The organism is Azospirillum sp. Sh1 (assembly GCF_008365135.1).
In the GTDB taxonomy this organism is placed as follows: Bacteria; Pseudomonadota; Alphaproteobacteria; order Azospirillales; family Azospirillaceae; genus Azospirillum; species Azospirillum oryzae.
On sequence record NZ_VTTK01000043.1, the window covers coordinates 23,052 to 41,322 of the forward strand.

The window sequence follows — 18,271 nt, forward strand, 5'->3', positions numbered from 1 at the left end:
CCATCCGATGACCATCGCGATCATCCGCGAAGAGGAGTCCGTTTCCGGCCTCGGGGACAATGACCCGATGCCCATCCGCTTCGGACGTGCCGTGTGCGGCGACCTCGCCCAGGCCGAGCGGCGGGAGTGGTGGCTCGCCAATGGACTGGGCGCCTACGCCGCCGGCACCCTCGCTTGCAGCCTGACCCGGCGCTATCACGGCCTGCTGGTGGCGCCGGTGGAGCCGCCGCTCGGCCGGCGGCTGGTGTTTGCCAAGGCCGACGCCACGCTGCTGGCCGACGGGCACGAGATCCCGCTGTTCACCAACCGCTGGAGCAGCGGCACCATCGCCCCGGCCGGCCACGCGAACCTGGAGAGCTTCGAGCTTGACGGCCGCGTCCCAGTGTGGACCTACGCCGTCGCCGGCCGCCGCATCGAGGCGCGCGTCTGGCTGGAGCAGGGCGCCAACACGGTCTACGCCGCGTGGCGCCTCGACCCGGACGGCGAGCCCTGGCGGCTGAGGGTGTCGCTGCTGGCAAACGGCCGCGACCACCACGGCACCGTCGACCGCAGCGGCTTCCGCCCGGTGGTGGAGGCGGTGGACAGGCATGGCCTGCGTGTCGTCGATCCCGCCTTCACCCTCCACCTCACCGCGGTCGGCGGGCGGATCGAGCCACGCCATGACTGGCACGCCGACTTCGCCCTGCCCATGGAGGCGGAACGCGGCCTACCGGCCGACGATCACCATCTCTGCGTCGGCGAGGCGTTGCTGGACCTGACGCCCGGCGCCTGGGTCGGCATCGTCGGCAGCCTTGAAGAGGATACGTCCACCGATCTGCCGGCAGCGCTGGCGCGCCGTCTGGGTGCGGAGGCGGCGGTGCTCGATTTGGCCTCCGCCACCGTGCCTGAGCTGGCCGACGCGCCGGATTGGGTGCACCGGCTGGTGCTGGCGGCCGACAGCTACCTGTTCGCCCGTCCGCTGCCCGGCGTGCCGGACGGGCAGTCGGTCATTGCCGGCTACCCGTGGTTCGGCGACTGGGGACGCGACACCATGATCGCCCTGCCTGGTCTGACGCTGGCGACCGGCCGCGCCGGCAGCGCCCGCCGCATCCTGGAGACCTTCGCCCGCTTCGTGGACCGGGGCATGCTGCCCAATGTCTTCCCCGGTGCCGGCGAACACGCCGACTACAACACCGTGGACGCCGCGCTCTGGTACGTCGAGGCGTGGCGCGCCTACGTGGATGCCACCGGCGACGACGCGGCGCTGGAGACCGCCCTGCCCGTCCTGGCGGAGATCATCGACTGGCATCGGCGCGGCACGCGCTACGGCATCGGCGAGGACCCGGCGGACGGCCTGCTGCGCGCCGGGGAACCGGGCCTTCAGCTCACCTGGATGGACGCCAAGATCGGCGACTGGGTGGTGACACCCCGCCACGGCAAACCGGTGGAGATCAACGCGCTGTGGTTCAACGCGCTCTCCGTCATGGCGGGGTTCGCGGAGCGCCTGGGCAAGCCCGCGGACGCTTATCGCGCCACCGCGGAGCGCGTGCGCAGGTCGTTCGAGCGCTTCCTGCGCCCCAGGGGAGGCCTGTTCGACGTGATCGACGGCCTAGCCGGTGATGACCCGACCATCCGCCCCAACCAGATCTTCGCCGTCAGCCTGCCGCACAGCCCGCTCGGCCGCGCGACACAGGCCCGCGTCGTCGATGAGTGCCGACGGGAACTGCTGACCAGCTATGGCCTGCGTTCGCTGTCGCCCGGTCATCCCGACTACCGCCCCGGCTATCGCGGCGGCGTCCTGGAGCGCGACGGCGGCTACCACCAGGGCCCGGTGTGGGGATGGCTGCTTGGCCCTTACGCGCTGGCCGCGTTCCGGGTGACCGGCGACGCCGCGGCGGCGCAACGCCTGCTGGCCCCCATCGCCGACCATTTGACCGACGCCGCGCTCGGCCAAGTCAGCGAGATCTTCGAAGGCGCCCCGCCACACGCCCCGCGCGGAGCCCCGGCACAAGCATGGTCGGTCGCCTGCGTGCTCGAAGCGTGGTGGCGGCTCGAACAAGCCAAACGAACCTGATCCAAGGAGGAACGATCCCATGACCACCAACACCCTGAACGCCGAACGCCGACGCCTGGAGGCCCAGCGGGCCGGCACCGAGGACTGGCGCCTCTGGGGCCCCTACCTGTCCGAGCGGGCCTGGGGCACGGTGCGCGAGGACTACAGCGCGCACGGCACGGCGTGGGAGGATTTCAGCCACGATCAGGCGCGCTCGCGCGCCTATCGCTGGAGCGAGGACGGCTTAGCCGGGATCTGCGACGCGGAGCAGCGTCTGTGCTTTGCGCTTGCGCTGTGGAACGGCCGGGACCCGATCCTCAAGGAGCGCGCCTTCGGCCTGACCGGCAACGAGGGCAATCGCGGCGAGGACGTGAAGGAATACTACTTCTACCTCGACGCCACGCCCAGCCACGCGCACCTGCGCGCGCTCTACAAATACCCGCAGGCGGCCTATCCCTACGAACGGCTGGTGGCGGAGAACCGCGCGCGCGGTCGCACCGACCCGCCGTTCGGTCTGGCTGATACCGGGGTGTTCGACGACAGCCGCATTTGGGACGTGGAGGTGACCTACGCCAAGGCCGGCCCGCGGGAGATCCACATCCACGTCACCGCATCCAACCGCGGCCCCGAGGCCGCGACCCTGCACCTGCTTCCCACCCTGTGGTTCCGCAACACCTGGGCGTGGGGCGACGGAACGCAGCGCCCGAGCCTCGCACGCGACATGGCACCGGAAGGGGCTGCCTGGGCGGTCCGCGCCACGCATCCCGGCTTGGGCGACTACCGCCTGTATGGCGCCCAAGCGGCCGAGCTGCTGTTCACCGAGAACGACAGCAACGCCGAACGCCTGTGGGGCGTGCCCAACCCCACGCCCTACGTCAAGGACGCCTTCCACCGCCGTGTGGTCGACGGCGACGAGGCGGCCGTCAACCCGGCCGGCGAGGGCACCAAGGCGGCGGCGTGGACCGTGCTGGAGGTGCCGGCCGGCGGCGCCGCCTCGGTGAACCTCGTGCTGTCCGGTGAGCCGCTCGCCCGGCCCTTCGCCAGCACGCGGCGCGTCCTCGACACGCGACTGGCCGAGGCCGACGCCTTCTACCGCGACTTGGCTCCCGACGCCGACGCGGAGGATGCGCGCATCCTGCGTCAGGCGCAGGCCGGCATGATCTGGTCGAAGCAGTTCTTCCACTACGACGTGGAGCGCTGGCTGGGCGGCGACCAGATTTCCCCGCCCGAGAGCCACAAGTCAGGGCGCAACCGCTCCTGGAAGCATCTGAAGTCCTCCGACGTCATCTCCATGCCCGACGCCTGGGAATACCCATGGTTCGCCGCCTGGGACCTCGCCTACCACTGCGCGGCGCTGGCGCTGACGGACGTAGATTTCGCCAAGGACCAGGTCGAGGTGCTGTTGAGCGAGCGCTTCCTGCACCCCAACGGCCAGATTCCCGCCTACGAGTGGGCGTTCGGCGACGTCAACCCGCCGGTGCATGCCATGGCGGCGCTGAAGGTCTTCCGGGCCGAGCGCGTGCAGCGCGGCGAGGGCGACACGCATTTCCTGCACCGCGTCTTCCATAAGCTGCTGCTGAACTATGCCTGGTGGATCAACCGCAAGGACACGGACGGCCACAACGTGTTCGAGGGCGGCTTCCTCGGCCTCGACAACATCTCGGTGTTCGACCGCTCACAGCCACTGCCGCCGGGCTACAGCCTGAAGCAGGCCGACGCCACCGGCTGGATGGCGATGTTCGCGCTCAACATGGTGGTGATGGCGCTGGAACTGGCGCGGGAGGACCACGACTACGAGGACATCGCGATCCAGATCTACAGCCAGTTCCTGTCGGTCGCCAACACCATCGGCGGCCATGTGCCGGGTGCGGTGTCGCTGTGGGACGACGAGGACGGCTTCTTCAAGGACCTGATCGTCTGCCCGGACGGCAAGGTCAGTCGCGTCAACGTCTACTCCATGGTCGGCCTGATCCCTCTTTTCGCCACCGAAGTGATCGACCGCCGCCTCCTGGAATGCGTGCCGCGCTTCCGCGCCCTGCTGACCCGGCACCGGGGCGGCAAGTTCCAGGACAGCACCGTCTGCGCCTGCCCGGACTGGGAGAACGCGCGGGGCGAGCATCTGCTGGCGTTGGTCGATCACACCATGCTGCCGCGCATCCTCCAGCGCCTGCTCGATCAGGGGCAGTTCCTGTCGGACTACGGAGTGCGCAGCGTCAGCCGCATCCACGCCGAGCACCGCCACCTGGGCGACCTGCCGGGCGTCGGGCAGGCGTTGATCGAGTACGTGCCGGGCGAGTCCACCTCGGGCCTGTTCGGCGGCAACTCCAACTGGCGCGGGCCGGTGTGGATGCCGGTGAACTACACGCTGATCCAGGGACTGGAGAAGTTCCACCGCTTCCTCGGCGATGATTTCACCGTGCCGGTGCCGTGCCTGGGCGGACGACGGCTGACGCTGAAGGAGATCGCCACGCTGGTGTCGGACCGGCTGGTGTCCATTTACCGCCCCGATGACGAGGGCCGGCGGCCGGTCTACCGTGCGCAACCGGTCTTCCACGACGACCCGCACTGGCGCGATCTGCTGCTGTTCTACGAATACTTCCACGCCGACACCGGCCAGGGCCTGGGGGCGGCACACCAGACCGGCTGGACCGGCCTGCTCGCCAATCTGGTGATGCGGCGATATCGGCGGGAGGTGCCCGAGTACTGGAAGGCGAAGAGCGTGGCGGAAGTCACGGTATAGGTCATTCAAGCCCTCCCCCGGTCCCGCTGGGGGAGGATTTTCTGTTCACTCCACCACGGCGACATCCTCCCATCTCATCGACGTGCGCGTCGGTTCGGCGGCATCCCAGTGGTAGGTCTGGGCCATGCGGATGGCGACCTGCTCCACCGGCGTGAAGCGGCGCCCGGCAACGGTGACCAAGTGGATGGTACGCGTCACTTCCGGCTCGATGATGGCGCGCGTCACCACGCCCGGCAGCGTCGCCATGTTCTCCGGCATCACCGCACAGCCCATGCCGGCGGCGATCATCGCCTGTACCCAGTCCTCCCGCTCGCTGTGATAGCGGATGTTCACGGCGTGCCGCTTCGGCACGTTCAACGCTTCGAAATGATAGCGGAATTCGCAGTGCACGCGCTGGAGGTAGTCCTCGCCGTCCAATTCAGGCAGAGGAATGGCGTTCATGCTCTCGAAGCGGTGACCGCGCGGGCAGGCGATCAGATACCGCTCGGTGAACAGGGGTCGCGCGGTGCAGCGCTCGGGAAACGACGGCAGCGCCACCAGCGCCACGTCCAGGTCGCCGCTCACCAGCGCCTCCACCAGCGGCTTGGCCGGCAGGTCCTGGATTTGCAGATCGAGCATGGGGATGCGGGCACGCAACTGCTCGAAGAAGCCGACGAGGCGGCCGGGGCTGATCGTGCACATGACACCGAGCTTGAGGGGTGCCCGCTCCATGCTGCGGTACTGCTTGGCCTCCGCCAGTACGGCCGAGTTGGTCGTGTAGATGGAATCCAGGTGCGGCAGCACCAGCCGGCCCAGCTCGGTCAGGTGGGTGTTGTGGTGCTCGCGGCTGAACAGCAGGCCGCCCATTTCCTCTTCCAGCTTCTGGATGGCGCGGGTCAGCGAGGGTTGGGTGACGTTGCACTGCTCCGCCGCGCGCGTGAAGTTCAGCGTTTCGGCGACGGCCAGGAAGTAACGGATCTGGTGCATCTCCATGATCGGACCCCCTTTCGTGACCGATCATACACTGTGACGCCATCGATGCCGGTGCTCAGTTGGGGGAGGCCGGTAAACAACCTTTCACATCATTGTGATAGGGCGCGGACGGAACGTGATCCGTCCATAGCCGGCGGCTATGCAACAAATACTCATCAGGCATTTCCGTCGAGGCTGCCCAACAAATACTTTGATCTTCACCGGACGCCTCCAACAACGGAAGGCCCCACATGAGGAGTGAAACCATGACCGCCAAGATGAACACGACGATGACCGTTGCCGCCGCGCTGGCCGGCGCCCTGTCGATGGCTGCGCTGATCCCCCTGCACAGCGCCGCCGCGGCCGAGGCCTCGGGGCTGGAGAAGTGCTACGGCGTCTCCAAGGCTGGGCAGAACAGCTGCGCCAACGCCGCCGGCACCCATTCCTGCGCCGGCCAGTCCAGCAAGGACTATGACGGCGGCGAGTGGCGCGCGGTCAAGGCCGGCGTCTGCAAGGAGATCGGCGGCAAGACCGAAGCGTTCAACGGCATCGGCACGCCCAAGGACATGACCAAGAAGGGCTGATCCCAACCCGTTCCGCCGGCCGCCGGAGACGTCTCCCATGTCCACCCCGATTCCCGCGATCCATGCCGCCAGCGTGTCCTTCCCCGTGCCCTCCCAGGCGGGAATCGGACTGCGGCACCGCCACGTCGCGGAGTTCCTCACCTCCCGCCCGCGCGTGGCGTGGATCGAGGTGCACAGCGAGACCTATCTGGCGGCCGGCGGTCCCCGGCTGCACGCCCTGGAGGCGATCCGCCGGGACTACCCGCTGAGCTGCCATGGGGTCGGCCTCTCCCTCGGTTCCGCCGAGGGGGTCGACTCCGAGCACCTTGGCCGGCTGGCCACCCTGTATGACCGCCTGGAGCCGGACCTCGTCTCCGACCATCTGGCCTGGAGCGTCACCGGCGGTACCTACCTCAACGACTTGCTGCCGCTGCCCTACACCGAAGAGGCGCTGGACCTCGTTCGCCGGAACGTCGAGCGCACGCAGGAGACGCTGGGCCGGCGGATCCTGGTGGAGAACCCCTCGCGCTACCTGGACTTCGAACAGTCCACCATCCCCGAATGGGAGTTCCTGGCCGAACTCGCCGCGCGCACCGGCTGCGGCCTGCTGCTGGACGTCAACAACGTGTATGTCAGCGCCGGCAACCTCGGCTTCGATGCGGCCGCATACCTGGCGCACGTCCCCGCCCAGGCGGTGGGAGAAATCCATGTCGCCGGCCACGCCGTGCACGAGACGGGAATCGGCACGCTGCTCATCGACGACCACGGCGACGTGGTGGCCGACGCCGTATGGGCGCTGCTGGCGTCCACCCTGGAGCGCATCGGCCCGCGCCCGGTGCTGGTGGAGTGGGACACGCGGGTGCCGGAGCTTGCCGTGCTGATGGCCGAAGCCGCGCGCGCCGACCACCTGCTGGAGATGCGCCATGCTGCGTGACCTGCAAGCGGCCATGCGCCGGCAGCTCCTGTCGGCCCACCCCGCTCCGCCACCCGGAATCCCGGGCGATGCCATCCCCGCCCCGGTGCGGTTCGCGGTCCATGCGAACAACGTCGTCGGCTCGCTGGTGGAGGCGCTGGAAGCGGCCTTCCCGGCAACGGCACGCCTGCTCGGCCGCGCGGTGTTCCGCCGCGCCGCGGCGGGTTACGTCCGCCGGCATCCGCCACACGTCCCGCAGCTCCTCGCCTTCGGCGACCGCTTCCCGGACCACTTGGACGAGATGCCGGAGGCGGCCGAATTGGCTCGTTTCGAATGGGCGTGGAACGCCGCCTTCTTTGCCGCCGACGCGCCGATGCTCGACCCGGCGGATCTCCGCGCCGTGCCCCAGCAACGCTACCCGGAGCTGCGCTTCACGCTGCACCCGTCGGCGCACCTGCTCACCGTGGCACACCCTGTCCTCGACCTGTGGAAGGCGTTGCGCCATGACGAGCCGCCGCCCGGCCCGTTGCCCATAGACCCGCCGCCGGGCGGCGAACAGGTGCTGATCGTCCGCCCCTTGGCCGAGGTGTACGCTGTGGCTATCGGCCGCGGCGAGTTCACTCTGCTGCTCGCCCTGTCGGCAGGCGCGGACCTTGGGCACGCCGCCACCGCGGCGGCCGGAACCGATCCCGGCCTCGATCTGCAGGCTGCCCTTCTAGCCCACCTGCAACTGGGAACATTCACCGCTTTTTACTTTCCTCTGGAGGAATGAGAAATGACCAATCTCGCCGCTACGACGCCCGTGCGTCCGCGTCACACTTCGCTCGCCCCCATCATTGACATGGTGGACGTCGTTACCAGCCGGCTGAACGCCTGGGGCGCACCGGTGCTGCAACTCGGCATGCGGCTGTGGATGGCCAAGGTGTTCTTCACCTCTGGCCTGACCAAGATTCAGGACTGGGACACCACTGTTCTACTATTCGCCGATGAGTACAAAGTGCCTCTGCTGCCGCCCGAGGTGGCGGCCACGCTCGGCACCATGTTCGAATTGGGCATGCCGGTGCTTCTGGTGATTGGGCTGTTCAGCCGACTGGCGGCGCTGCCGCTGCTCGGCATGGCGCTGGTGATCCAGTTTGTGCTGGGTGCCGCCAACCCAAGCTATGATTCCGTCGAGCATTTTTATTGGATGTTTCTGCTTCTGGCGATCGTGGTGCACGGACCGGGAAGTCTGTCGCTGGACGGGGTGCTGCGCCACCGGCTGCCGCGCTGAGCGGCGGCGTTTCATGCAGATGCAGCGGGTCCGCTACGCCTTGACCACGGGCACTTTAGAACTTGGCAGGATCATGTCCGTCAAAAATGCAGCACGAAACTTGCGCTGAGAATGTCGACGTGGCTCTTGTATGAGCCAGTCAGAGTGCCACTGGCGGATTCGACGCTGCCCACTTCGCGGATCGAAGAACCGCCGCTCGCGAAAAGATGGGCGTAGCCGATGTTGAGTTGATTTCCCTCGCCCATGTCGTAGCTATAGCCGCCGGTCAGCCAGACGCGCGCCTGATCCGGAAGGCGGGCATTGCGGTGGGCATTGTCGGTGGTGCTCATGTCATAGGCAATGCCACCCTGAAACCTGTTGCGTTCATCAAGCTTGTAGGTCGCCCCGAGCGCGAAGTACCAGCTGTCCTTCCAGTTTTCATCCACAACACTGTCTGGACGACCGTTGCCATAGCTCAAGCGCAGCTGACGAAAGGTCGACCAGTTGGTCCACTGGATGTCGCCCATCACAGCCCATTGCGGCGTCAGCTCGTGATAGACGCCGAAGGTCGCGTAATCGGGGGTGACCAGCTTTGCACTCAGACTGTCGTTGGCGAACATCGGGTTGGCCGCCAGGAAGGACGGAACATTCTCGAACGTCGCGTCGCCGTTCAGCTTGTGCTTGATCTTGGAGCGGTAATTCAGGCCGATGCGGGTGGTCGGCGAGAACTCGTACAGCAAGCCGATATCCCCGCCGAATCCGATGTTGTCGGCAGTCCCCTTGAAGTGGCCGTCGGTGGCGCCGGGAATGCCCATGCCCCCGAAATTGATGGCATTGCTCAGCTTGGCCTTGAAGTAGGAAATCTCCACGCCGCCGCCCACCGACAGGGCGTCGGTGACGCGGTAGCCGAATGACGGGGTGACGCTGATGTTGGTGACCCCCGTTTCCAGCGCATGGTAGCGCCCGATCCAGTTGTCGTCGTAGTTGGTGCGCAGGCCGAAGGGCACCGTCACGGCAACGCCGAACTTCAGGTCGCGGTCGTAATCCCACAACGCATAGGCCGCACCGAGAGCCGCCGGCTCGGCGACATTGCCGCCATCGCCGCCGCTGACCGTGCCCGAATAGCCGGCCCCGGTGTTCTGTCCGGAAAATTTGACCTTGGGCAGGACCCCGGTGATCGAGGTGCCGGTCTGGTTGCCGCTCAGCCGGGTCATGCCCGCTGGATTGTACCAAATGGTGCTGAGATTGTAGGCTTTCGCCGCGCTGCCCGCATGCGCGTTGCCGAGCCCTTCCGAGCTTTGTTCGCGCAGTTGGAAGCCGGCGGCGTGTGTGCGTCCCGCGGCAGTCACGACCACCGTCATCAAGGCGGCCGTGGCGGCTATCGGAATCCATCTCCTCATCATGTGCCCCTCCCGAATTTCAGCTTTGTTGACTTTGACGCCGGCGGATCGACAGGCGCGGAGCCCCGCCTCCGGCCGGCTGGACGGACGGCTCAGACGTCGACCAATTCCTTTTCCGCGGTCAGGATCATCTCGCCGAGATTGACGCTCTCTCCCAGGCGGCAGCTGCGCTCCGCCCGTCCGAAGCGGTGGCGGACGGCAACCCTGTACTCGCCGCTGCTGGGCATCAGCCGGTCGAACCGGAAATCGCCGAAGCCGTCGCTGAGCGTCGTCGCCAGCAGCCGGCCGTCCTGAAAGAGCGACACCTCGGCTTCGGCGATGCAGGTCATCAGTCCGTCGAGCCGTGCGCAGACGCTGCCGCCGATGAAACAGGTCTGCCAGCGCTCCAGCCCGCGGTACCAGACCCGCGGCCGCGTCCCCAATTGCGGCTTCAGGACCTGAAGCCCCTCGCGCTCCGCCCGTGCCGCCATCTCGCGGTCGTCGAGCTTCACCGCTTCGAAGACATCCGTCGGGCAGACCAGCTGGCAACGCGGCCGGTCCCACCCCTGGTCGATCAGATGGGCGTCGAAGATCCAGGTCTGCGGCAGCTGCCGCTCCTCGTTCCAGACGATGGCCTTGTACGGGCAGGACGCGACGATGTCCCGGCGTCCGCGGGCCTTTTCCGGATCGATGATGACGATGCCGTCCGGGCGCTTGCGGACGGCGCCGCCGCCGGCCCTGACGCAGGGCGCGTCGTCGCAATGGTTGCACATCACCGGCAGATAGGTGACGTCCACCATGGGGGCGCTGCCCTGGACCCGGCGCAGGATGCGGATCGTGCCGTCGGCTGCCGCATCCGCGGGAGCCGCATATCCGGGAAAGTCGTTGCCCTCATGTTCGTCGCGCTCAGCAAGAACGCAGTTGTTGCAGTTCTCGCAGCGCCCGACGCTTACGATCAGGTTCCACTTGCTCATCACGGGTTTCCTCACGCGGCACGGGCAGGTTCGAACGCGGCGACGCCCTGCCACTTCTCCACCTGGACGAGGCAGGAGTTGGGGCTCATGGCGCTCGTCCCCCGGCTCTGCGGCCGGTCGGGAGTGAGCATGTTCATGCAGCCGCCGATCTCGACCTGCTCGCCATTCACCTCGACCAGTTGGAACTCCGCGCTGGACTCGTAGGACTTGACCACCCCGGGGACCACGAGGGGCGAGACGTCCGCCGCACAGATGACCGCACCGCGGTCGTTGAAGACCTTGACCAGATCGTGGTGGGCGATGCCGCGGGCCGCGGCGTCCTGCCGGCTGAGCCGCAGCAGCCAGAAATCATGTCCCGCCACCCGGACCCGATGGTCGGGGATCCGGTTCGTCGTGCTGTTCTTGCCGTCGCTGCCGGTGTGGAAGCTGTAGCGGCTGTGGGTGGCGATCATCTGCAGCGGATACCGCTCGAACAGCTCGCCACTGCGCGGCCCTTCCCACGAGGGGATGTAACGGTTCAGGGGAGGACGTTCGGGATTGTCCGCGTTGTGCCGCTTCAAAAGCTCCGGCACGAATTCGATCTTGCCGCTCGGCGTCTGCACGCCCATGCCGAAGCTCTCGGCGAACTGGGACGGCAGCGGGTGGGGTTCCGGCACGTCCTTGCGGCGCCCTTCCGCGAACCAGCGCATGTCCACGGGCTGGCGCAGTTCCGGTTTCTCGGCGGGCACGACGTAATAGCCCTTGCGGCAGAACTCGCGCCAGGAGATGCGGCCGGGCAGGTCCGAGGAGTCGAAGACGCGCTTGACCCAGTCCAGTTCACCGCAGCCTTCGGTGAACACCGCCCCCAGTCCAAGCCGGCTGAGGATGCCCGTGAAGATGTCGTAGTCCGACCGCGACTCGCCGAGCGGCTCGATGCATTTGTGCTGCAGGGTGATGACGCGGTGATTGACGCAGCCGACGCCATGGTGGGCATAGCCGCCGGAATTGGACCATTCTCCGATGTCCCAGCGTTCCAGCGAGGTGCAGGCCGGCAGGATGATGTCGGCGAACTGGGCCTCGCCCTCCATCCAGATCGACTGGTTCACCACGAACTCGATGCTGTCGTGGCGGTAGGCGTCCATCCAGCGGCCGGACTTCGCGACCGTGCTGAAGGCCGACCCGCCATAGCGGTAGAGCATGTGGATGCACGAATAGCCCGGCATCGGGTAGGTGAAGGGCGTGAACTGCGCCTCCTGCGACATGCCATCCCAAATGTAGCCGGTGGCATGGCCATCAACGATCGCATCCGGCAGCTGCTGCTTGGGAACCAGCTGCTTGACCGGGTTCAGGGTCAGGATGTGCGGCATGCGCTGGTAGTTGCTGACCGCGTTGCCGGTCCACATCAGATCGCCGGAGATGCCGCCGTCGGCATAGCCGGGGAAATAGAAGTGGAGATCGACCGGCGAGCCGATCTGCGCACAGCCGAAATTGACGCCCGGCTTTCCCCACCCCTGCATGGCCATCATCATGACCATGCAGCGCGCCCACTGGATCCCGGCGGCACCGCGGCAGGCGCCGCCGAACCCGACGCCGATGGCGCCGACCGACAGATAGACCTTCTTGTTGCCCCACATGCGGGCGAGCGCCCGGACGTCCTTCGCCGGAACCCCGGTTTCCGCCTCCTGCCATTCCGGCGTCTTGGGCACGCCGTCCGTCTCGCCCAGCAGATAGGCCTTCCATTCCTCGAAACCGGTGGTCCGGGTCGCGACGTATTCCTGGTCGTACAGCCCCTCGGTCACCCAGACATGCATGATCGCCTGGGCCAGCGCCGGATCGGTCTGCGGGCGGATCGGAATCCAGCGGCCGCCGAGCAGCTGTGCCGTGGGGTTCAGATGGGGGTCGATGTGCACGAATCGCACGCCCAATTCCTTCGCCCACAGCCGACGCTGCGTGCCCTCGAATCCGGAATAGACGCCGGTGGTGCTTTCGGGATCGCTCGACCAGAAGACGATCATCTCGGCTTCCTTGAGACAGTCCTCCACGCCGCCATAGCCGGCCGGAATGCCGATCCGCATGGAATTGCCGAAATGGTGCATGGCGCCCCAGTACCAGCCTTCCCAGCTGTCGGGATTGGCGGCGACGCGGGTGAAGCCGATCAGGTTGGCGAAGCGCGTCAGCGAGCTGAGGTAATAGCCGATGTTGCCCCACTGGTGATGGGACGACATCGGGAAGGCGATCGATCCCGGCCCATGCACGCGCTTCTGCCGGTTGATCTCCTTGGCGACGATATCCAGGGCTTCGTCCCAGCCGATGCGCACATAGCCGGACTTTCCACGGGTCTGCGGATTGCGCTCGCCGTCCGGATCGAAATCGACGCGCTTCATCGGATACAGGATGCGCTTGTCCGAATAGACCAGCGACTTCAGGGAAAGCGCGTGCGGAGCGACCAGGGCGCGGCGCGGCGGACTGAAGCGCCGTCCGCGGGCCTCGACCTCCCAGGTGGGCGGGTCGTTGCGGTCCATCTCCAGCGGCGTCACGCGCAGGATCCGGCCGTCCTTGACATGGACGAAGACCGGGCCGCCGTTGGTGCAGCTGGTGTAGCGCCGGCTGCCGTCGGGCATGGGGGTTCCCATCGTCAGGCCGGCGGTCGCCATCATGTTCATGGTCTGGGCGAACCAGACCACGAGGTCGTCGCGCCCCTCGGTCACGACCTTGAATGTCTTGGCGGCATGGATGATCTCGCCCTGGTCGGGATTGGGCGACAGGAACTTCAACGCCGTCTCGACATCCTTGAACAGCATGCGAATGTCGGGCCGCGTCCCGGCCGCCGGGCGCAGGACCCGTCCGTCGCGGAACTCGATCGACCGCCTGAGGCTGCCGTCCTGCAGGCCGATCAGCACGACCAGGTTGCGTTGCCTCAGCCGGGCGCGAAAAGCGGGAGTCCGCTTGGCCGTGAGGGTGAGCACCGTCGGGAGGGCGAACAGGATGGTCTTAAGAAACTGTCTTTTCATGCGCGATCCTGATCGGGGTGTTGAACGCACCGGAGGGTCGGGTGCTCGGGAATGGCATCGCTCAGGCGGTGAGCGATGCCCGGCCATGGCACGGCCGCTCGGACGATTCCGGCCTCCGGCGACCGGCTGCCGCGACGCCCCCGGCACCATCGCCGATCCCGTTTTCTGATACTGTTCTCAGAACTGATTGTTTTGTCAACTACCTCGTTGGCCGGTCGTCTGGAAGCTTCGCCCCATCCCCTGCCCGGGCCGCTCCACGTCAAACTTCCCTCTTATTGACAATATCATCAGTTTTGATGATTATATCAACAAACATGTGAAGCGGAGGAGATGCACCCATGGCAGAACACGAACTTGCCTTCAGGTCCGCGGCGGCAGACCCCAGGGCTGACGGCCGATCGGGCAGCGCGGGAAAGCCGCCCGTCCTGACCACCCCGCAGCCGGCGCGCCACCCGTCACCGACCACGAAGGCCAGGACGCTCGCCTATGTGATGTTCGAGCGTCCGGACCTCGATCTGGCGGAACGGTTCCTGACCGACTTCGGCTTGCGGGTCGTCATCCGCGATGCCGACCGCCTGTTCCTGCGTGGCACCGGCAAGGCTCCCTATTGCTATGTCGTCACGCGCGCGGACCGGCCCCGATTCGTCGGGCTGGGCTTCACCGTCGCGTCTCCCGACGATCTGCGGAAACTCGCCCGGCTTCCCGGCGCTTCCCAGATCGAGACGGTCGACTGGCCGGGCGGCGGCCAGCGCGTCCGTCTGACCGACCCGTCGGGCTTCCGGGTCGACGCCGTCTGCGGCCAAGCCGCTGCCGAGCCGCTGGAGCACCGTGCGCCGCTGGCCTTCAACACGCCCGACCACACTCCGCGAGTCGACGACACCCAGCGCCCGCCGCTCGCTCCGCCGGAGGTGGTGAAGCTGGGACACACCCTGCTGGAGGTGGTCGATTACCAGGCGACGAGCGCCTGGTACACGCAGCATCTCGGGCTGATCCCCAGCGACATCTTCGTCTTCCCGGACGGCTCTCCGGCCGCGAACTTCTTCCGCCTCGATCTCGGCGACAGGCCGGCCGATCACCACACCATCGCCATGGTGCAGCACGTCACCACGCAGCACGGGCACAGCGCCTTCGAAGTGGTCGATCTGGACGCGGTCGGCATGGGGCAGCGGGTGCTCGCCAATGCCGGCTGGACCCATGCGTGGGGCATCGGCCGCCATCTTCTCGGCAGCCAGGTCTTCGACTATTGGCGGGATCCGTGGGGAGCCCATCACGAGCATTATTGCGACGGCGACATGTTCACCAGCGAGAAGCCGGCCGGCATTCTGCCGATCGACCGCAAGGCCATGGCCCAATGGGGCGCCGACATGCCGAAGAGCTTCACCAAGCCGGACCTCGGCCCGAAGGCGCTGGCGCAGGTCCTGCATAACCTGCGGCACAGCCCGGATCTCACCTTCAGGAAGCTCATCCAGCTTCTGAAGCTGACCTGACGATCACCGTAACGACGGACAGGGGCCGGCGCTCCGTCCAGTATTTCCGACCTCAGGCATCAGAGGCATTCCATGGCCGTCAACGCCATACGCTACGAGTACCGGGGCTGCATCGGATGGGGCGTGCTCCGCGATCGGCAGATCACCCCGATCCCCGGCGACTTCCCGACGACGAACGCCTTCGTCACCGGCAACCCCGTCGCCACCCTGGCCCAGCTGCGGGGCGGCGAGATCGGCGTCACCGACGTGACGATCCTGTCGCCGGTGACCCGGAACCAGCAGTTCCTGTGCCAGGGTGCGAATTACCGCCAGCACATGATCGAGTCGGGGATGGATCCCGACGCGAAGACCTTCAACATGTTCTTCACCAAGGCGCCGAGCTGCATCGTGCCGGCGGACTCGCCCGTGGTCATGCCGCGCCATGTGCGTTTCCTCGATTACGAAATCGAACTCGGCATCGTCCTCAAGCGCGACGTCACGGCGGCCGTCACGGTCACCGACGCCAATCTCGGCGATTATGTCGCCGGGCTGGTCATCGTGAACGACTACTCGGCCCGCGACATCCAGATCCCGCAGATGCAGTTCTACAAGGGCAAGAGCTACCGGACCTTCGGCCCGGTCGGACCGGTCCTCTGCCTGCTGGAGCCGGGCGACATCGCGAAGATCAAGAATCTCCGGCTCACCCTGACCGTGAACGGCCAGGTGCGCCAGAGCGACACGACGGCCAACCTCGTCTTCGGGCCGGCCGAGACGCTGACCGAATTCGCCGGTCTGCAGGATCTGTCCGCGGGCGACCTGATCGCCACCGGCACGCCGGCCGGCTGCGCCCTCAGCGTCCCCTCGCCGGCGCGTGTGCGGCTCGTCTCCCTGCTGCCGGAGGCCGTCAAATGGAAGCTGTTCCTCAAGATTCAGGCCAAGCGCAGCCAGTATCTGAAGGTGGGCGACGTGGTTGAGGCACGCATCGCCAGCCCCTCCGGCGACATCGACCTCGGCGTTCAGCGCAACGTCATCGTGAAGGACACACCCTGATGCCGGTCGCGACGCAAGACGACATTCTCAGGATCGAAGCCGAAGGCTGGCCCGACGACCTTCCGGAAAGCACCTACGACCTCATCCGGCAGGGGGCGGCGATCGATCCCGACGCCCCGGCGCTGACCTTCTTCCTCCGCGCCGACGCCCTGCAGGAGGCGGAGGTGCTGAGCCACCGCGACCTGCTGCGCCGCATCACCCAGACGGCGAATGCCTTCCACACGCTGGGGGTCGGAAAGGACGACGTGGTGTCCTACATCCTGCCCAACCTGCCGGAAACCCATTTCACCCTGTGGGGCGCCCAGGCGGCGGGCATCGCGGCCGCCTTCAACCCGCTGCTGGAGCCGTCCGCCCTGGCGGCCCTGCTGGTGGCGGTCCGGACAAAGGTCCTGGTGACGCTGGCCCCCTTTCCGGGAACCGACCTGTGGAGCCGTCTCCACCCCGTGCTGGACGGGGTGGAAAGCCTGGAACATGTGGTGCTGGTCGATCTTGCCGATCATCTGCCGGGAACGGCCGGGCGCCGCCCCAAAGCGTCGGCGGTCGAGGCGCAAGAAGGATCGGACGGCCTGCACGGCAAGCTCCCGCCCCGCATCGCCATCCATGACTTCCGCGAACTGGTCGACCGGCAGCGGGACGATGTGCTGGTCAACGGCCGTGTGATCGGGCGCAACGACTGTTCCTCCTTCTTCTGCACCGGCGGAACCACGGGGCTGCCGAAGATCGCTATGCGCCGGCACGGCAACGAGGTCGCGAACGCCTACGCCGTCGGGCGCTTTCTCGGCGACGCCGTCGGGCCGGGCAAGACCCTGTTCTGCGGACTGCCGCTGTTCCATGTGAATGGCGTGTTCGTGACCGGCCTGCTGACCTTCGGACGGGGTGCCCATGTCGTCCTGGGAACTCCCCAGGGCTACCGCGGCGATGGGGTGGTGGCTCGTTTCTGGGAGATCGTGGAGCATTTCCGCATCAACCTCTTCAGCGCCGTGCCGACCCTCTATGCCGCGCTGATGCGGGTGCCGGTCGAGGGGCGCGACATCGGATCGCTGGAATACGGCATCTGCGGAGCGGCCCCCATGCCGGTGGACCTGTTCCGCACCTTCCAGGATCGCACCGGCCTGAAGATCCTGGAAGGCTACGGGCTGACCGAAGCGGTTTGCGTCAGCACCCTCAATCCCATCGGCGGAGACAGCCGCATCGGCTCCATCGGGTTGCGCCTGCCGGGTCAGCTGATGAAGGCCGCCGTGCTTGACGACAATGGTGTCTATCAACGCGATTGCCTGGACGACGAAGTCGGCGCGCTTCTGCTGTGCGGGCCCAATGTCTTCGCTGGCTACCGGCATATGGTGCACAATGAGGGGCTGTGGGTTGATTGCGGTGACGGCCGGCGCTGGATGAACACCGGGGATCTCGGACGCCGGGATCCGGAGGGCTATTTCTGGCTGGTCGGCCGGAAGAAGGAACTGATCATCCGCGGCGGCCACAACCTGGATCCCGCGACCATCGAGGAGGTCCTGTATCGGCACCCCGACGTGCAGCTCGCCGCCGCAGTCGGCCGGCCCGACGCCTATGCCGGGGAATTGCCCGTCGCTTATGTCCAGTTGAAGCCGGGCGGCAACACCACGGCGGACGAGCTGATGGCCTTCGCCAAGGAGAGGATCGGGGAGCGGGCCGCCATCCCGAAGCTCATCCGCATCATCGACGAAATCCCGGTGACCTCCGTCGGCAAGATCTTCAAGGTTCCACTGAAACGACTGGAGACGGAAAGCGCGATCGCCGACGCGCTGCTGGAGGCCGGTATCCCCAACGCCGAAGTCCGGGTGACGGAAACCGCCGAGCGCGGCCAGTCCATTCTGGTCGGGCTGGCCGATATGGCGCAGGAGGAGCGGGCGAAGGCCGTCATGGGCCGTTTCCCCTTCCCTTACCGCCTCCAGCCATCGGCCTGACGGCGCACCCACAGCCAGGACGAA

At 67.0% G+C, this 18,271-nt stretch carries 13 protein-coding genes; 9 read left to right on the forward strand and 4 right to left on the reverse strand.

Annotated elements, in window-relative coordinates:
- Nucleotides 1-7: 7 nt before the first annotated feature.
- Both FZ029_RS28505 and FZ029_RS28510 read left to right on the forward strand, forming a co-directional pair.
- A complete protein-coding gene (locus FZ029_RS28505) occupies nucleotides 8-2,053 on the forward strand; it encodes an amylo-alpha-1,6-glucosidase (RefSeq protein ID WP_149273123.1) in 2,046 nt (681 codons plus the stop codon).
- 19 nt (nucleotides 2,054-2,072) lie between these two features.
- Nucleotides 2,073-4,772: a glucosidase gene (locus FZ029_RS28510; protein ID WP_149273125.1), complete on the forward strand. Its 2,700-nt coding sequence runs from the start codon at nucleotides 2,073-2,075 to the stop codon at nucleotides 4,770-4,772.
- A 45-nt stretch (nucleotides 4,773-4,817) separates the two neighbouring features.
- On the opposite strand, the gene FZ029_RS28515 is transcribed toward FZ029_RS28510, so the two are convergent.
- Entirely contained in the window at nucleotides 4,818-5,744 is a 927-nt protein-coding gene (locus tag FZ029_RS28515; protein ID WP_149273127.1) for a LysR family transcriptional regulator, read from the reverse strand.
- 245 nt (nucleotides 5,745-5,989) lie between these two features.
- Between FZ029_RS28515 and FZ029_RS28520 the strand changes: the two genes are divergently transcribed.
- The 4 genes from FZ029_RS28520 to FZ029_RS28535 are packed head-to-tail and all read left to right on the forward strand — an operon-like array spanning nucleotide 5,990 to nucleotide 8,469.
- A complete protein-coding gene (locus FZ029_RS28520; protein WP_211104247.1) occupies nucleotides 5,990-6,307 on the forward strand; it encodes a DUF2282 domain-containing protein in 318 nt (105 codons plus the stop codon).
- A gap of 37 nt (nucleotides 6,308-6,344) precedes the next feature.
- Complete coding sequence (locus FZ029_RS28525; protein ID WP_149273128.1) at nucleotides 6,345-7,220, forward strand: DUF692 domain-containing protein; 876 nt, start codon at nucleotides 6,345-6,347, stop codon at nucleotides 7,218-7,220.
- Nucleotides 7,210-7,971: a DNA-binding domain-containing protein gene (locus tag FZ029_RS28530; RefSeq protein ID WP_149273130.1), complete on the forward strand. Its 762-nt coding sequence runs from the start codon at nucleotides 7,210-7,212 to the stop codon at nucleotides 7,969-7,971. Before FZ029_RS28525 ends, FZ029_RS28530 begins: the two co-directional genes overlap by 11 nt.
- Nucleotides 7,972-7,974: 3 nt before the next feature.
- Nucleotides 7,975-8,469, forward strand: a complete 495-nt coding sequence (locus FZ029_RS28535) for a DoxX family protein (protein ID WP_247892545.1) — start codon at nucleotides 7,975-7,977, stop codon at nucleotides 8,467-8,469.
- 80 nt (nucleotides 8,470-8,549) lie between these two features.
- On the opposite strand, the gene FZ029_RS28540 is transcribed toward FZ029_RS28535, so the two are convergent.
- The 3 genes from FZ029_RS28540 to FZ029_RS28550 form a co-directional block, all read right to left on the reverse strand.
- A complete protein-coding gene (locus tag FZ029_RS28540; protein WP_188052097.1) occupies nucleotides 8,550-9,809 on the reverse strand; it encodes an outer membrane protein transport protein in 1,260 nt (419 codons plus the stop codon).
- A gap of 131 nt (nucleotides 9,810-9,940) precedes the next feature.
- On the reverse strand, nucleotides 9,941-10,801 hold the full coding sequence (locus FZ029_RS28545; protein ID WP_149273133.1) for a 4Fe-4S dicluster domain-containing protein: 861 nt from the start codon (nucleotides 10,799-10,801) through the stop codon (nucleotides 9,941-9,943).
- Nucleotides 10,802-10,812: 11 nt separating this feature from the next.
- Nucleotides 10,813-13,791: a molybdopterin-dependent oxidoreductase gene (locus FZ029_RS28550; protein ID WP_149273135.1), complete on the reverse strand. Its 2,979-nt coding sequence runs from the start codon at nucleotides 13,789-13,791 to the stop codon at nucleotides 10,813-10,815.
- Nucleotides 13,792-14,129: 338 nt separating this feature from the next.
- Here FZ029_RS28550 and FZ029_RS28555 point away from each other — a divergent pair, with 338 nt between their 5' ends.
- The 3 genes from FZ029_RS28555 to FZ029_RS28565 all read left to right on the forward strand — a co-directional run bounded on the left by FZ029_RS28555 (nucleotide 14,130) and on the right by FZ029_RS28565 (nucleotide 18,247).
- Nucleotides 14,130-15,278 (forward strand): 2,4,5-trihydroxytoluene oxygenase, encoded by a 1,149-nt coding sequence (locus FZ029_RS28555; protein ID WP_149273137.1) that lies wholly within the window; start codon nucleotides 14,130-14,132, stop codon nucleotides 15,276-15,278.
- A 72-nt stretch (nucleotides 15,279-15,350) separates the two neighbouring features.
- Entirely contained in the window at nucleotides 15,351-16,307 is a 957-nt protein-coding gene (locus FZ029_RS28560; RefSeq protein WP_149273139.1) for a fumarylacetoacetate hydrolase family protein, read from the forward strand.
- Nucleotides 16,307-18,247, forward strand: a complete 1,941-nt coding sequence (locus tag FZ029_RS28565; RefSeq protein WP_211104248.1) for an acyl-CoA synthetase — start codon at nucleotides 16,307-16,309, stop codon at nucleotides 18,245-18,247. Before FZ029_RS28560 ends, FZ029_RS28565 begins: the two co-directional genes overlap by 1 nt.
- The last annotated feature ends 24 nt before the right edge of the window (nucleotides 18,248-18,271 follow it).

Bases quoted from the DNA above. Each gene is read 5' to 3' on its own strand.
- FZ029_RS28515 (WP_149273127.1), bottom strand. From the start codon at position 5,744: ATGGAGATGCACCAGATCCGTTACTTCCTGGCCGTCGCCGAAACGCTG.
- FZ029_RS28520 (WP_211104247.1), top strand. From the start codon at position 5,990: ATGACCGCCAAGATGAACACGACGATGACCGTTGCCGCCGCGCTGGCC.
- FZ029_RS28525 (WP_149273128.1), top strand. From the start codon at position 6,345: ATGTCCACCCCGATTCCCGCGATCCATGCCGCCAGCGTGTCCTTCCCC.
- FZ029_RS28540 (WP_188052097.1), bottom strand. From the start codon at position 9,809: ATGACGGTGGTCGTGACTGCCGCGGGACGCACACACGCCGCCGGCTTC.
- FZ029_RS28545 (WP_149273133.1), bottom strand. From the start codon at position 10,801: ATGAGCAAGTGGAACCTGATCGTAAGCGTCGGGCGCTGCGAGAACTGC.
- FZ029_RS28560 (WP_149273139.1), top strand. From the start codon at position 15,351: ATGGCCGTCAACGCCATACGCTACGAGTACCGGGGCTGCATCGGATGG.
- FZ029_RS28535 (WP_247892545.1), top strand. From the start codon at position 7,975: ATGACCAATCTCGCCGCTACGACGCCCGTGCGTCCGCGTCACACTTCG.
- FZ029_RS28530 (WP_149273130.1), top strand. From the start codon at position 7,210: ATGCTGCGTGACCTGCAAGCGGCCATGCGCCGGCAGCTCCTGTCGGCC.
- FZ029_RS28555 (WP_149273137.1), top strand. From the start codon at position 14,130: ATGGCAGAACACGAACTTGCCTTCAGGTCCGCGGCGGCAGACCCCAGG.
- FZ029_RS28505 (WP_149273123.1), top strand. From the start codon at position 8: ATGACCATCGCGATCATCCGCGAAGAGGAGTCCGTTTCCGGCCTCGGG.
- FZ029_RS28565 (WP_211104248.1), top strand. From the start codon at position 16,307: ATGCCGGTCGCGACGCAAGACGACATTCTCAGGATCGAAGCCGAAGGC.
- FZ029_RS28510 (WP_149273125.1), top strand. From the start codon at position 2,073: ATGACCACCAACACCCTGAACGCCGAACGCCGACGCCTGGAGGCCCAG.
- FZ029_RS28550 (WP_149273135.1), bottom strand. From the start codon at position 13,791: ATGAAAAGACAGTTTCTTAAGACCATCCTGTTCGCCCTCCCGACGGTG.